The sequence below is a fragment of the Streptomyces sp. WM4235 genome, assembly GCF_001279725.1.
Lineage (GTDB): Bacteria > Actinomycetota > Actinomycetes > Streptomycetales > Streptomycetaceae > Streptomyces.
Map to the genome: position 1 here is coordinate 20,034 of NZ_LGDE01000226.1, position 14,350 is coordinate 34,383.

The following is a 14,350-nucleotide window of genomic DNA, read 5'->3' on the forward strand; positions in this document are numbered from 1 at the left end:
GATCGGAAGCGGAAGGGTTCCGGCCCCTCCCTTCCCATCGTCACCCCATTTATATCTTGACGTCAAGAGACATGGTCGCAAGATATCCAGGCTTGAGATTCTCGAACTGAAGAGACTTCACGTCGACAGACCCCTTACACTGATCGACATGGAGGACGAGGTCGATCGACTGGTCGCGGCATGGCGGCGAGAGCGCCCTGACCTCGACGTGGAACCGCTTGAGGTCCTGAGTCGCGTGAGCAGGCTCGCGCGTCACCTCGATCGCGCCCGCAGGCTCGCCTTCTCCGAGCACGGCCTGGAGCCGTGGGAGTTCGACGTACTGACCTCGTTGCGGCGCGCCGGCGCGCCCTACCAGCTCTCCCCCGGCCAGCTCCTGACGCAGACCCTCGTCACCTCGGGCACCATGACCAACCGCATCGACCGGCTCGCCAAGAAGGGCCTCGTCGAGCGACTGCCCGACCCCAACGACCGGCGCGGCGTCCTGGTCCGGCTCACCGCCGAGGGACGTGACCGCGCGGACCAGTCGCTCGCCGGACTGCTGGCCCAGGAGCGGGCGATCCTCGCCCAGCTCTCCCAGGGCCAGCGCGGTGACCTCGCCGGACTGCTACGCCGGCTGACCGCTCCGTTCGACAACATCCCCGGCTAGTTCGGCCGGTCGCACGCCGGCCCGCCGGGCCAGGGCCACCGCCGCCAGCGTGGAGTGCACCCCCAGCTTGCCCAGCACGTTCTGCATGTGGGTGCGGACGGTGTGCGGGGACAGGAACAGCCGCGCGGCCACGTCCTTGCGGCCCAGCCCCGCGACCATGCAGCGCAGCACCTCGTGCTCGCGCGGTGTGAGGGACTCCACCAGGCGTTCGCTGTCGGTGCGGTGCTTGCGCGCCGCCGTCAGCTCACGGAGCACTCCGGTGAGCAGCGCCGGCGGCAGGTGCGTCTCCTCGCGGAGCACCCCTCGGATCACGGCCAGCAGCCGCGACAGCGAACAGTCCTTCGCCACCCAGCCGGAGGCCCCGGCCTGGAGCGCCAGCGCGGCCCGGCGGGGGTCGTCGCGTTCGGCGAGGACCACCGTGCGCACCCCCGGATGGGCCACCCGGACGTTCGCGACCAGCGCGATGCCGTCCGCGCCGGGCCCGGGCGCGGGCGGACCGGAGCCCGGTACGCGCTGCGTGGGCACGGCTCCGACGGCGGCGCCGAGGTCGGCGTCCACCAGCAGGACGTCGAAGCGACGGCCCTCGGCCGCCGCGCGTTCGAGGCAGCGCGAGGCGGCCGGACCGCTGCCCGCCGCGGACACGTCCACGTCGGGCTCGGCCGCGAGCGCGGCTGCGAGAGATTCGGCGAAGATGCGGTGATCGTCGACCACGAGAACCCGGATACGAACCACAAAACCCCCAAGGGTCGGGGAACGGACGACGGCGGGTACGGCGCCCGGACCGGGTGATCCGCAGTCGCCGCGGCCGCCGCCGAGACATCTCTGCACTACCCAGACCGGACGTCGTACCCGACTTGTCTCGACCCCTGAATCAACACCGGCCCCCACCGGCGTCACGCTCAGCGTAGAGCCGGCACGGTCTCGCGGTTGGCCGAATAGCAGAAGTTTTTCCAGCGATTTTCCGGCGGGCTCGTCCAGAACAGCCCCTGCCGTGGCTTGTTTTCTACCATCGGGTCGGTTCGGAATCGGCTTTCCACGCGGGCTCGTGCCACGGGCAGTTGCACGGGGTGCGTTTCACCCGGCTCGCGCACGCCGGGCGCCCGCGCGGAGCGCCCGTACACGGCGCCCGCCCGCACACGCGCACGCCCCCCGCACCGTTGAGGCGCGAGGGGCGTGGACCACGCGGACGGGCGGAAGCGGCGCCGGTGCCGGTCGTCGGTGCCGGCCGCCGGTCAGGCGCTCCGCTCGCGGGCGAAGTTCCAGGCGTCCGTGACGATGTTGGTGAGGTCCGAACGGGTCGGGGTCCAGCCCAGCCGCTCGCGGGCCGTGCGCGCCGAGGCCACCAGGACCGCCGGGTCCCCCGGGCGGCGCGGGGCGACGACCGCGGGGATCTCGCGGCCGGTGACCCGGCGGACGGTTTCGACGACCTCGCGGACGGAGAACCCCGTGCCGTTGCCGAGGTTGCAGATCAGGTGCTCGCCCTCGGTGGCGACGCGCAGCGCCGCGAGGTGGGCGTCCGCCAGGTCCGCGACGTGGATGTAGTCGCGCACACAGGTGCCGTCGGGGGTCGGGTAGTCCTCGCCGTACACCGCGATCGACTCGCGTTCGCCGAGGGCGACCTGGAGGACCAGCGGGATCAGGTGGGTCTCGGGGTCGTGGCGCTCGCCGAGCCCCCGGTAGGCGCCCGCCACGTTGAAGTAGCGCAGCGAGACCGCGGCGAGGCCGTGGGCGACGCACTCCCCCGCGATCATGTGGTCGACGGCCAGCTTCGAGGCGCCGTACGGATTGCTGGGGGCCGTCACCGAGGCCTCGGTCAGCGGGCCGTCGACCGGCTCGCCGTAGGTGGCGGCGGTGGAGGAGAAGACCAGCCTGCGCACGCCGGCGTCGCGCATCGCGGTCATCAGGGCGAGGGTGCCGCCCACGTTGTTGTCCCAGTACTTGCCGGGGTCGGCGACGGATTCCCCGACCTGTGAGGAGGCCGCGAAGTGCAGGACGGCGTCGAAGGACGGGTCCAGGTACTCGGCGGCGTCCTGGATCCGCCCGTTGATCAGGGTGGCGCCCGCCGGGACGCCCTCTCCGAAGCCGGTGGACAGGTTGTCGAGGATCGTGACCTCGTGGCCCGCCTCCAGCAGGTGGGCGGCCACGACGCTGCCCACGTATCCGGCTCCACCCGTGACCAGGTACTTGCTCACTCGTCTGCCGCCTCTCGCCGGGAACGCACGCGGGAACACGTGCTGTCCCCGGCTTACCCGATCCGCGCGCTCCGGGGAAATCCCCGGCCCGTCCCTCAACCGCGTTCGGAGGGCGGGTGGATGGATCGCGCCGGTGGGATCGCCCGGTCCAGCAGGCCGGTACGGGCGGCCAGCGCGGCGGCCTCCAACCGGGAGCCCACGCCCAGTTTCATCAGCACCCGCTGCACGTGCGTGCGGGCGGTGCTCGGCGCGATGGCCATGCCCGCCGCGATGAGCCGGGTGTCCTCGCCCTCCGCGACCCGGACGAGCACCTCGATCTCGCGGGGGGTGAGCAGGCGCAGCAACCGGCTTCCCTCGTCGTCGGGTTGGGCGGCGGGATTGAGCAACTCCCCGAACGCGCCCTGGAGCAGCTGCGGGGAGATCGCGACCTCCCCCGCCCGCGCCTTGGCGAGGGCCCGTTCCACGCCCTCGATGCGCTCGTCGTGGCGTACGTACCCACAGGCGCCGGCGGCGAAGGCGGCGGCGATCCCCCGCGGGCTCGGCACCGGTCCGAGGACCACCACCGCGATCTGGGGGCGCTCCCGCTTGATGCGGACGACGGGCTCGAAGACCCCGGGCTCGGCGGGGGTCGCGGTACCGAAGAGACAGACCTCCGGGGACCGGTTGATGACCAGTTCGGCCGCGCCGACGGCCGGCGCGGCCGCGGCGAGCACCCGGTGGCCGCGCAGTTTCAGGGCCGAGGCGAGCGCCTCGGCCAGCAGGCGGTGCTCGTCGACCACCATGACCCGTACGCCCATGAGGGCACCCTCCCCCGCTCCTTCTGCCCCGGCAAGCTACACGCTTGTTCGACGGGGCGTCCTCGTTACCGCGCAGAAGCCCCCGGAAGGGCGGACCTTCCGGGGGCTTCGGGGTGGCGCGGTGGCGGGATCAGCTCGCGCTGAAGGACACGAACAGGTAGTCCGGGTCGCCGCCGGAGCGCGGCTTGCTCACCGATCGGCGCGAGATGAAGAGCTTCCCGTCGTGGTAGCGGTACTCGGAGAACTCCGGCGAGAAGTCACCGGTCTCGGCGCGCTGGGTCTCCTTGTCCGCCGGGTTCTCCATGAGGAGGGTTTCCTTCATCGTCTTGCCGTCGATGCTGACGATCTGGCCGCCCTTGTCGTACGGGGGCTCCTTGTAGGCGATGATGTTCGACCCGTCCATGCGCAGCGGGTACAGCTGGTACTTCTCGCCGGCGTCGGCGCGGTCGCTGGTCTGCTTGCCGGTCTCCAGGTCGAAGGAGAGCAGCTCGTTGGTACGGCCGTAGGACGACTGGCCCTGGTGCTCGTAGGAGGGCAGGTAGATCTTGCCGTTGCCGACGAGCATGCCGGTGCACTTCTCGACCTCGGTGCTGCCGCACTTGCCGGCGAAGTTGCCGGAGTTGAGCGCGATGCGGGCCTTCAGCTCGCCCTTGGGGTCGACGACGAAGAGGTCGCTGACGCCCGTGGCGTTCTTGGCGGTCTTGCCGACGTCGGCGCCGATGATCAGGGGCTTCGTGGACACGATGGAGGCCCACTCGATGCCCTCGGAGAGCTTGTACGAGGAGGTGGGCGCGCCGGTGGCCGGGTCGAGGGTCTGGGCGATCAGGTTCTGTTCGCCGCTGCGGCCGCACTTGCGGATGACGGCGAGGGCCTCGCCGCCCGCGTAGCCGTAGTCGTAGCAGCCTTCGGCGTCGACCTTGGGGGTCCACAGGGACTTGCCGTCGGCGAGGTTCCAGGCCGCGCCGCCGTTGGTTCCGCCGGCGGCGACGGTCTGGCCGCTGAGGGTGACCTCGTCGAAGGAGGCGGGCTTGTCGCCGGAGGTGGCGCCCTTGGCGTTACCGGACCACAGGAGCTTGCCCGCGTTCAGGTCGATGACGCCGACCTGGGTGCAGGGCGGGTACTTGCTCTCCGCCGTCGGCTGGGTGGGCCGGAAGAGGATGGCCGACTTGTTGTCGCTGACGTGGTGGGTGGCGGCGCAGATCTCGCCGGGAAGGGGCACCTCCCACTTCTTGCCGCCGTCGACGAGGTTGTAGCCGACGATCTTGCCCACGTCGGACTTGGCGTACGTGGTGTCGGTGATCCAGGAACCCGGGACCTGGACGGTGTCGGCCGGCTTCGGGCTCGGCAGGTTCAGCAGCACCTTCGACTTGGGGTTGCCGGGCGCCTTCTCCTTGCCGCCGGCGCCGACCGCCGCCTTGTCGTCGCCCGGGCTCGCGGTCGGGTCGCCCTTCGCGATGGGCGTGGAGCCGCCGTCGTCGCCGGAGACGTACCAGAAGCCGCCGCCGATGATGAGGACGATGGCGAGCAGGGCCGCACCCACGATCATCAGCTGGTTGCGCTGGTCACGGTTGCCGCCGGGGGCGCCGCCGGACGGGGCCGAGGCCGCGTGCATGGGGGCGGTGGGGTGTCCGAAGGCGGGCGGCGGGGTGCCGGCGCCGGGCTGCTGCGGGTAGCCGTACGAGGGCGCGCCGGGCGGCTGCTGCGGGTAGCCGTACGAAGGCGCGCCGGGCGGCTGCTGCGGGACCGACGGCGGTGCGGACGGCAGCGGCGGGGTGGAGAACCCGCCGGGCGGGGGGTTCTGCGGGGCGCCGAAGCCGCCGGACGGCGGCTGACTGGGGGGCGGCGGGGTACTCATCGGGTGCCATTGCCTCTCGGTGGGCGGCTCGGTGGGCGGCTCGGTGGGCTGGGCTCGTTCACTTGCCGAAGACCATCAGGAGCTTCTCGTCCTTGCCCTTGGCGAGCAGGTGGGTCACGGAGATGTACAGCCGTCCGTCGACGTAGTCGATCCTGGGCTTGTAGAAGGAGTTCTCGACGGCGGACGCGGGCCCGGACGGGTTGCGCAGGGTCGCGGCGGGTTCGCCGCCGCCGGCGGGATAGGTGAGGATCTCGCCGCCCTTGTCCTGCTCCGCGGCGCGGTAGGCGACCAGTTGTCCGTTCACGGCCGTGACGGGGGTGAGGGTCCGCTTCTCGCCGGCCGGGGCGCGCCACTTGACCTTGCCGGTGCCGAGGTCGAAGGCGACGACTTCGTTGCCCGTGCCGGCGGCCGGGGTGGTCGGCAGGTAGAGGGTGTTGGAGTCGACCACGGCGCCGCGGCACACCTGGATGGACCCGAAGAGGCCGCCCCCGCACTTGTTGGCGAAACTGCCCTCGCCGGAGACGCCGGTGCGCTGCTTGCCGTCGGGTCCGACGACCACGATGCCGCGTTCCTTCTTGTCCTTGTCGCTGATGTCGAGGACGAGCGGGTCCAGCGAGTAGACGCTGGTCACCTCGTGGTTCTTGGCGAGTCGGTAGTTCCAGGTCGACTTGCCGGTGACCGGGTCGACGTCGTGGACCTCGACGGTGTGGTCGTCGTCGTAACAGGTCGCGATGGCGATCATCTTGTTGTTGCCGGCGATGTAGCTGCCGGGTTTGCACCCCTCGGCCTGGGCGCTGCCGAAGAGCTTGTCGCCGGTGCTGACCTTGAAGGCGCTCGCGGTGGTGGACCGGCTGACGCCGACGGTGTCCCCGGTGATGGACAGGGTGGGGCTGGTCATGATGTCGAAGAGGCCCTCCTTGGGCACCTCCTTCGTCCAGCCCGCCTTGCCCGTCTTGAGGTCGACCAGTCGCATCTGGTTGCAGGTGGAGCTGTCCGACTCGCCGTCCTTGAACATGACGACGGTCTTGCCGTCGGCGGTGGTGTCGGGGGTGACGCCACACAGCTCGGTGGGGAAGGACAGCGTCCACTTCTCCTTGCCGTCGGCGACGGCGAAGGCCGTGAGGGACTTCCACACGCTCTTGACGACGGTGTCCCCGACGATCCACTGGCCTTCGCTGTCGACGCCGGCGCCGGGCCCGTCCACCTTGCTGCTCTTGAGCCAGAGGACCTTGTCCTCGCCCTGCTTGCGGCCGGCGTTGAGGTCTTCCTGGTCACCGCCGCCGTTGCCGCTGCCGTCGCCCTTGTCCACGGAGGCCGAGGCGGAGGGCTTGGCGTCGGCGGGCGTCGAGGCCTGCGCGACGGGCTTCCCGGCCTCGTCGTCCCCCTTGCCGAAGGCGAACCAGGCGCCGGTGCCGAGGATGAGCACGCCCGCGACGGACGCGGCGATGACGATCAGCAGCTTCTGCCGGCGCTGCCCGTCGGGCCCCGCGGGGCCGCCCGGCGGCGGGCCGGGCGGCATGGGCGGCGGGTATCCGTAGCCGGGGTGCGCCTGTTGCTGCGGGACGGTCGGCGGCTGTTGGGCGTACGGGTTCGCGCCTTGGGGCGGGAACCCGTAGCCGGGCTGCGGCGGGCCGGGGAGGTGTCCGTAACCGGAAGGTGTGGGTGGCTGGTTCGGCGGCTGGGGCGGCTCGGTCATCAGCGCATACCTTCGGCGTCAGGAGGTCAGGGAGGGTGGAGGATGCCCTTTCTATCACTGACACCGTTCTTATGCCGGGCCGGTCCGGCCCCTGTTCCCAAGGGCGGACCGGCCTGTGACTCGGCCGTTATCGGGCCGGGCGGTGTGGCTGGAAGACGACGATCACGCGTCTTCGGCGAGCTCCAACCAACGCATCTCCAAGTCGTCCCGCTCGGAGATGAGTTCGCGCAGCTCGGCGTCGAGCTTGGCGACCTTGTCGTAGTCGGTGGAGTTCTCGGCGATCTGCGCGTGCAGGTTCGACTCGCGGTCCGACATCTTGTTGAGCTGTCGCTCGATCTTCTGGAGTTCCTTCTTGGCCGCGCGGGAATCGCCGGAGGCCGTCGACTTCGCGGCGGCCGGGACGGGCGCCGGGGCGGCCGCGTCGATCATCCGCTGCCGGCGCTCCAGGTACTCGTCGAGGCCGCGCGGCAGCATGCGCAGGCTCGCGTCCCCGAGCAGGGCCATCACCGTGTCGGTGGTGCGCTCGATGAAGAACCGGTCGTGGGAGATCACGATCATCGAGCCGGGCCAGCCGTCGAGGAGGTCCTCCAGCTGCGTCAGGGTCTCGATGTCGAGGTCGTTGGTGGGCTCGTCGAGGAAGAGGACGTTGGGCTCGTCCATCAGCAGGCGCAGGATCTGCAGCCGGCGCCGCTCACCGCCGGACAGGTCGCCGACGGGCGTCCACTGCTTCTCCTTGGTGAAGCCGAACTGCTCACAGAGCTGTCCCGCCGTCATCTCGCGGCCCTTGCCGAGGTCGACACGGTCGCGGACCCGCTGGACCGCCTCCAGGACGCGCAGCGACGGGTCGAGTTCGCCGACCTCCTGGGAGAGGTAGGCGAGCCTGACGGTCTTGCCGACGGTGACGGTGCCGGCGGCGGGCTGGGTCTCGCCCTGGGTGCGGGCGGCCTCGGCGAGGGCGCGCAGCAGGGAGGTCTTGCCGGCGCCGTTGACGCCGACCAGGCCGACGCGGTCGCCGGGGCCGAGGTGCCAGGTCAGGTGCTTGAGCAGCGTCTTGGGCCCGGCCTGGACGGTGACGTCCTCCAGGTCGAACACGGTCTTGCCGAGGCGGGCGTTGGCGAACTTCATCAGCTCGGAGGTGTCGCGCGGCGGCGGCACGTCGGCGATGAGCTCGTTGGCGGCCTCGATGCGGTAGCGGGGCTTGGAGGTGCGGGCGGGGGCGCCGCGGCGCAGCCAGGCCAGCTCCTTGCGCATCAGGTTCTGCCGCTTGGACTCCTCGGTGGCGGCGATGCGGTCGCGCTCCGCGCGGGCGAAGACGTAGTCGCTGTAGCCGCCCTCGTACTCGTGGACGTCGCCGCGCTGCACGTCCCACATGCGGGTGCAGACCTGGTCGAGGAACCACCGGTCGTGGGTGACGCAGACGAGCGCGGAGCGGCGTTCCTGGAGGTGGCGGGCCAGCCAGGAGATGCCCTCGACGTCGAGGTGGTTGGTGGGCTCGTCGAGGACGAGGAGGTCCTGGTCCGCGATGAGCAGTTGGGCGAGGGCGATGCGCCGGCGCTCGCCGCCGGAGAGCGGGCCGATGACGGTGTCCAGGCCCTGACCGAAGCCGGGCAGGTCCAGGCCGCCGAAGAGGCCGGTCAGCACGTCGCGGATCTTGGCGTTGCCGGCCCACTCGTGGTCGGCCATGTCCCCGATGATCTCGTGCCGGACGGTGGCCGCGGGGTCCAGCGAGTCGTGCTGGGTGAGGACGCCCATGCGCAGTCCGCCGTTCTGGGTGACCCGACCGGTGTCGGGTTCCTCCAGCTTGGCGAGCATCCGGATGAGGGTGGTCTTGCCGTCGCCGTTGCGGCCGACGACACCGATCCGGTCCCCCTCGGACACGCCGAGGGAGATGCCGTCGAGCAGGGCACGGGTTCCGTACACCTTGCCGACTGCCTCGACATTGACCAGATTGACGGCCATCAGACGCGCTCCAGGGAAGGGGTGTGGATCAGCCCCTCAGCCTAACCCTCCGGGGGGAGGCGGACCGTTCCACCAGCAGCCACCCGCCGAGCGCCATCGCGATGGCGGCGGGCGCGGTGACCGGAAGGGCGATCAGGGTGGCGCTGTGGCCCTCCAGCAGACCTCCGAGGCCGGTCGTCGACAGGCCGAGGATCCCGAGGAGGCAGAGGGTGATGCCGAGGGCGGCGCGGGGCCCGGATCCGGGGCCGGCGCCGCCGCGCACGGGCGCCTCGAAGTGGCGGAAGGCGGCCACGAGCACGCCGGTCAGCGCGGCGGCGAGGAGCAGCCGGACGGGGACCTGCGCCCACCAGGCGGCGCCGGCGGGCTCGGGGAGCGGGAGACCGAGGCCGATCTGGGCGGCGTACACGGCCAGCATGGCGGTGAGGTGCCAGAGGAAGGCGGTCATGGCGATCCCGTTGGCGGCGACGACGCCCCGCCAGACACGGGGCCGGGCCACCCAGGCGGCGGCGGGCCGGGCGAGGAGCTGCACGGCGCCGACCAGCCACATGCCGTGGCAGAGCAGGGCGAGGGTGGGCGGGGCCATGTTGGACACCTTCTCGCCGGGCATCCCGACCATGGAGAGCGGGTACGGCCCGTACGCGACGAGGAGCGCGGCGCCCGCGAGGCCGGCGGCGGCGAGGACGGCGGGGCGGGTGAGTCGCCCGTCGGCGCGCAGGAAGCCGAGCTGGTGGACGGCGAGCCAGACGAAGGCGAAGTTCAGGAACTCGACGTAGGGGACGCCGAGCGCGAAGCGCAGCACGTCGGTGAGGGCGGCGGCCCCGGCGAGGCCGGCGAAGGCGGCCCAGCCGCGGCGCTCGTGCAGCCTCAGCAGCGGCGGGGTGAAGGCGACCATGGCGAGGTAGATCCCGATGAACCACAGCGGTTGCGTCACCAGGCGCAGCGCGGCGCCGGCGAGCGGCCCGCGGTCGGCGCCGGCGAGCTGCACGACGAGGGCGCAGGCGGTCCACACGCCGACGAAGACGAGGGTGGGGCGCAGCAGCCGCTGGAGCCGGGCGCGCAGGAACGCGGCGTAGACCGGGCCGTCCGTCGTGCGGGTGAGGGAACGGTACGAGAGGGCGTGCGAGAAGCCGCCGACGAAGAAGAACACCGGCATCACCTGGAACGCCCAGGTGAGCGGCTGGAGGGCGGGCACGATCCCGAGCAGGTTCCCCATGCCGTCGGGGCCGACGGCGGCCATCAGCCAGTGCCCGAGGACCACGGTCGCGAGCGAGGCGACCCGCAACAGGTCGACGTACCGGTCCCGAGTGGCGGGCGTGGCCGCGGCCATTTCGCTTGCGGTGGCTGTCATGGGGCCACGGTCGCCCGCCGCACGGGGGCCCCGACAGAGTGCGGGTACTCATGTCCGGTCTGGGTACCCGCCCCGCCGGCGGGGCCGGTACACGGCCGCGCCGGCGGGGCGGGACGGGTCAGAGCAGGGTCGCGCCGGGGGCGGGGGAGGAGGCCACGCGGGTGGCGCGGCAGAGCCCGGAGGCGTCGAGGACGGCGGCGACCTCGGCCGCCGCCTCGGGGTCGCGGACCAGGAACGCCGTCGTGGGCCCGGAGCCGGAGACCAGCGCGGCGAGCGCCCCGGCCCCGGTGCCCGCGGCGAGGACGGCCGCGAGCCGCGGGCGCAGCGACAGGGCGGCGGGCTGGAGGTCGTTGACCAGGGTGGGGGCGAGGGCGTCGGGGTCGCCGGAGGCCAGGGCGGCCAGCAGTGCCGGGGACGCCTGGGGGGCGGGGAGGTCGCGGCCGGCGGTGAGCCGGTCGAACTCCCGGAAGACGGCCGGGGTGGAGAGTCCGCCGTCCGCGACGGCGAAGACCCAGTGGAAGGTGCCGGCGGGGACGGGGGTGAGGATCTCTCCCCGTCCGGTGCCCAGCGCGGCGCCACCGACCAGGCTGAACGGCACGTCGCTGCCGAGTTCCGCGCAGATGTCGAGGAGTTCGGTCATCGGGGTGTTCAGGCCCCAGAGGGCGTCGCAGGCCACCAGGGCGGCGGCCCCGTCGGCGCTGCCGCCGGCCATGCCGCCCGCGACGGGGATGTTCTTCGCGATGTGCAGGTGCACGTCGGGGGAGAGCCCGGCCCGCCGGGCCAGGGTCTCGGCGGCGCGCGCGGCGAGGTTGGTGCGGTCCAGGGGGACCTGGTCGGCGTCGGGTCCCTCGCAGGTCACCTTGGTCCCCGCGGCCGGGGTCGCGGTGACCTCGTCGTACAGGGACACGGCCAGGAAGACGTTGGCGAGGTCGTGGAAGCCGTCGGGTCGGGCGGCGGCGACCGCCAGTTGGACGTTGACCTTGGCGGGGACCCGTACGGTGACGGACCGGGCCGCGGAGTCGGTCGCCCGCCCGGTCGGGTACTCGGTCGGGTTCTCGGTCGGGTTCTCGGTCGCGTGCTCGCTCACAGTGCGGGCCTCTGCGCGGCGGGCTTGTTCTCGGCGATGGCCGCGAACTCCTCGACCGTCAGGGACTCCCCGCGGGCCTGCGGGGAGACGCCGGCGGCGACCAGGGCGGCCTCGGCGGCCGCCGCCGAGCCGGCCCAGCCGGCCAGCGCGGCGCGCAGGGTCTTGCGGCGCTGCGCGAAGGCGGCGTCCACGACGGCGAAGACCTCGGCCTTGGAGGCGGTCGTCTTGATCGGTTCGGCGCGGCGGACCAGCGAGACGAGTCCGGAGTCGACGTTCGGCGCGGGCCAGAAGACCTTGCGGCCGATGGAGCCCGCGCGCTTGACGTGGGCGTACCAGTTGGCCTTGACGGAGGGCACTCCGTACACCTTGTTGCCGGGCTCGGCGGCGAGCCGGTCGGCGACCTCCGCCTGCACCATGACGAGGGTCCGCTCGATGGTCGGGAACCGGTCGAGCATGGTCAGCAGCACCGGGACGGCCACGTTGTAGGGCAGGTTCGCGACGAGCGCGGTCGGCGCCGGGCCGGGCAGCTCGGTGACGAGCATCGCGTCGGAGTGCACGAGGGAGAAGCGGTCCTTGCGGGCCGGCATCCGTGCCTCGATGGTGGCGGGCAGGGCGGCGGCCAGGATGTCGTCGATCTCGACGGCGACGACCCGGTCGGCGGCCTCCAGCAGCGCGAGCGTCAGCGAGCCCAGGCCCGGGCCGACCTCCACGACCACGTCGTCGGGCCGCACCTCGGCGGTGCGGACGATCCGACGGACCGTGTTGGCGTCGATGACGAAGTTCTGACCCTTCTGCTTCGTCGGCCGGACGCCGAGTACGGCGGCCAGCTCCCGGATGTCGGCCGGGCCGAGAAGGGCGTCAGGGGTCGTGCTCTCAGGCTGCTGCTCTGCGGTGCTCACCGGTAAAGCCTACGGCCGCAGTGCGGCCACGGAGTCGCCCCCCGCTGCACGTAGAGCTTCTTGGCCCGGTACGTCTGCTCCGTCCCCGGCGCGTCCTGCGGGCGTCCGCTGCCGCCGAGGGCCTGCCAGGTCCGTACGTCGAACTGGTACAGCCCCCCGTACGTCCCCGACGGGTCGGTGGCGGCCGGCCGGCCGCCGGACTCGCACTGGGCCAGCGCCCCCCAGTCGAGGCCGTCGGCCCCGGCGACGGAGTCGGGCAGGGCCTTCGTGCCGACCTTCACGAGCCGGTTGACGGGTGCGCGGACGATCTCGTCGGCGAGCCGGCGGGGCTTCTGGCGGACCCCGTTGACGATGCGCCGGCCGTAGGTGACCCGGCGCGTCCCCGGTCGGCCGACCCGTTCGACGACCTCGGTGCCGGCGAACAGGTCGTCGTCCCTGACCCACTCGATCTCGTACGGGATGCGCTCCTCGCGGACCTCGCGGGTACCGGTGATGCGCAGGACGGTCACGATCTGGCCGTCGCGCGGGAAGGCGGTCGGCGGGACGGAGGTGCTGTCCTGGCCGTGCAGGCTGATGCCGGCCTGGTCGAGGGCCTCCTGGATGGTGGCGGCGTTGGTGCGGACGGTGGTCTCGCGGCCGTCGGCCAGGAAGGTGACCCCGCGTTCCGTGCGGACGTCGAGGGTGAGGCCGCTGCGCGGCACGGGGGTGGCGCGGGGGGCGGAGAGGTGGGCGCCCTCGGCGCGGATGCCGAGCTGGCGCAGCGCGCCCTCGACGGTGCGGGAGGTGGTCCACACCTGGCGGCGTTCCCCGTCGAGGGTCAGGCGCAGGGGCCGCCCGTAGCGGACGACGACGTCCTCGCCGTCGTCGAGGGCGCTGCCGCGGGCCGGGGCGACGAGGTCGTGGGGGCCGACGCCGAGGCCTTCCGCGGCGAGGAGTTCGTCGACCCCGTCGGCGAAGGTGTGCAGGGACCTCGGGACTCCGTCGACGGTGAGCCGAACCGATTTGTCTGCGGCGACGAACGCGGTGGTGCCGCCGGCGAGGAAGGCGACGACGAGCGCCTGCGGGACGATCCGCCGCCAGGTGTCGGCCGCGGTGCCGGTGGAGCGGCGGGACCGGGCGGGCGCCGGCTCCGCGACGGCGGGGACCGGACCCGCACCCGCCGGACCCGCGCCGACCGTGCCCGCACCCGCCGTGCCCGCGCCCGCCGTTCCCGCGCCTGCCTGGACGGTGGTGGGGAGTGTCCGTCTACGGCGGCCGGCGGCCGGCTCCCCCGGCGCCTCGGGGGCGGCGACCGATCCCCGGCGCCGTCCCGAGCCGGGGAGCACCGGGTTCCCCCGGGTGTCCGGGGCTCCGGTGAACCCCGTCGGGGCGGGTCCGGGCGCGGTGTCCGGGCGGCGTCGACGTCCCGGGCCCGCGGGTTCCCCGGACGGTGGTTCGTGGGGCGGCCGGAGCTTTTCGGCGCCTCGTTCGCGCCCCCGGGCCCACCCGGGCTCGGGGGACGTGCGGCGGCGCACCGACCTCGGGGCGGGCACACCCGGCACGGGCGCTCCGGGGAGATCGGCCGCCGCGACCGCGGGCTCCGCCGGGTCCGCGACGCCGGGGCCCGCGAAGGGCTCGGGCCACGGCGGTTCGGGGTCCCACCGGGTGGCGAACGCGCCTCCCGACGACCCCGACGACGACCCCGATGCCCCCGATGCCCCCGGCGGCCCGGGAGGTTCCGGATCCCAGGGCTCCGGTTTCACCCCGGGCCGGATCGGCGGCGCCGGGTACGCCTCCGGGACGGGACCGACGGGACCGCCACGGCGGTGACTGCCCTGGGTATCGCTCACGACGCTCGCTCCACTGGTCCGGCCCCGCTGGTTCGGGCAGGG

Annotated in this window: 11 protein-coding genes; 1 reads left to right on the forward strand and 10 read right to left on the reverse strand. The window is 73.0% G+C overall.

Translation table 11 applies throughout. The annotated features are described in order from the left end of the window. Positions 1-148: 148 nt before the first annotated feature. Positions 149-646, forward strand: a complete 498-nt coding sequence (locus ADK55_RS16680) for a MarR family winged helix-turn-helix transcriptional regulator (protein WP_053679498.1) — start codon at positions 149-151, stop codon at positions 644-646. On the opposite strand, the gene ADK55_RS16685 is transcribed toward ADK55_RS16680, so the two are convergent. The 10 genes from ADK55_RS16685 to ADK55_RS16730 all read right to left on the reverse strand — a co-directional run bounded on the left by ADK55_RS16685 (position 605) and on the right by ADK55_RS16730 (position 13,804). Further along, positions 605-1,378: a response regulator transcription factor gene (locus tag ADK55_RS16685; protein WP_053679501.1), complete on the reverse strand. Its 774-nt coding sequence runs from the start codon at positions 1,376-1,378 to the stop codon at positions 605-607. The genes ADK55_RS16680 and ADK55_RS16685 overlap by 42 nt on opposite strands. Before the next feature lie 500 nt (positions 1,379-1,878). Continuing rightward, on the reverse strand, positions 1,879-2,838 hold the full coding sequence (gene galE / locus ADK55_RS16690; protein ID WP_053679503.1) for a UDP-glucose 4-epimerase GalE: 960 nt from the start codon (positions 2,836-2,838) through the stop codon (positions 1,879-1,881). Positions 2,839-2,933: 95 nt separating this feature from the next. Then, positions 2,934-3,635 (reverse strand): response regulator transcription factor, encoded by a 702-nt coding sequence (locus tag ADK55_RS16695; protein ID WP_053679505.1) that lies wholly within the window; start codon positions 3,633-3,635, stop codon positions 2,934-2,936. 130 nt (positions 3,636-3,765) lie between these two features. Next, the gene (locus tag ADK55_RS16700) at positions 3,766-5,490 is read right to left on the reverse strand and encodes a PQQ-binding-like beta-propeller repeat protein (RefSeq protein ID WP_053679507.1); all 1,725 of its coding nucleotides are present in this window, start codon (positions 5,488-5,490) and stop codon (positions 3,766-3,768) included. A gap of 58 nt (positions 5,491-5,548) precedes the next feature. Continuing rightward, on the reverse strand, positions 5,549-7,186 hold the full coding sequence (locus ADK55_RS16705; RefSeq protein WP_063839552.1) for a PQQ-binding-like beta-propeller repeat protein: 1,638 nt from the start codon (positions 7,184-7,186) through the stop codon (positions 5,549-5,551). 162 nt (positions 7,187-7,348) lie between these two features. Then, entirely contained in the window at positions 7,349-9,145 is a 1,797-nt protein-coding gene (locus ADK55_RS16710) for an ABC-F family ATP-binding cassette domain-containing protein (RefSeq protein ID WP_053679511.1), read from the reverse strand. 28 nt (positions 9,146-9,173) lie between these two features. Beyond that, entirely contained in the window at positions 9,174-10,493 is a 1,320-nt protein-coding gene (locus ADK55_RS16715) for an acyltransferase family protein (RefSeq protein WP_053679513.1), read from the reverse strand. A gap of 118 nt (positions 10,494-10,611) precedes the next feature. Next, positions 10,612-11,580, reverse strand: a complete 969-nt coding sequence (locus ADK55_RS16720) for a 4-(cytidine 5'-diphospho)-2-C-methyl-D-erythritol kinase (protein WP_078999005.1) — start codon at positions 11,578-11,580, stop codon at positions 10,612-10,614. Continuing rightward, positions 11,577-12,479 carry a 16S rRNA (adenine(1518)-N(6)/adenine(1519)-N(6))-dimethyltransferase RsmA gene (gene rsmA / locus ADK55_RS16725; protein ID WP_053679515.1) on the reverse strand — a complete coding sequence of 301 codons (903 nt, stop codon included), beginning with the start codon at positions 12,477-12,479 and terminating at the stop codon, positions 11,577-11,579. The genes ADK55_RS16720 and rsmA overlap by 4 nt, the downstream gene beginning before the upstream one ends. Next, complete coding sequence (locus tag ADK55_RS16730) at positions 12,476-13,804, reverse strand: resuscitation-promoting factor (protein ID WP_078999006.1); 1,329 nt, start codon at positions 13,802-13,804, stop codon at positions 12,476-12,478. The genes rsmA and ADK55_RS16730 overlap by 4 nt, the downstream gene beginning before the upstream one ends. Between the last annotated feature and the right edge of the window lie 546 nt (positions 13,805-14,350).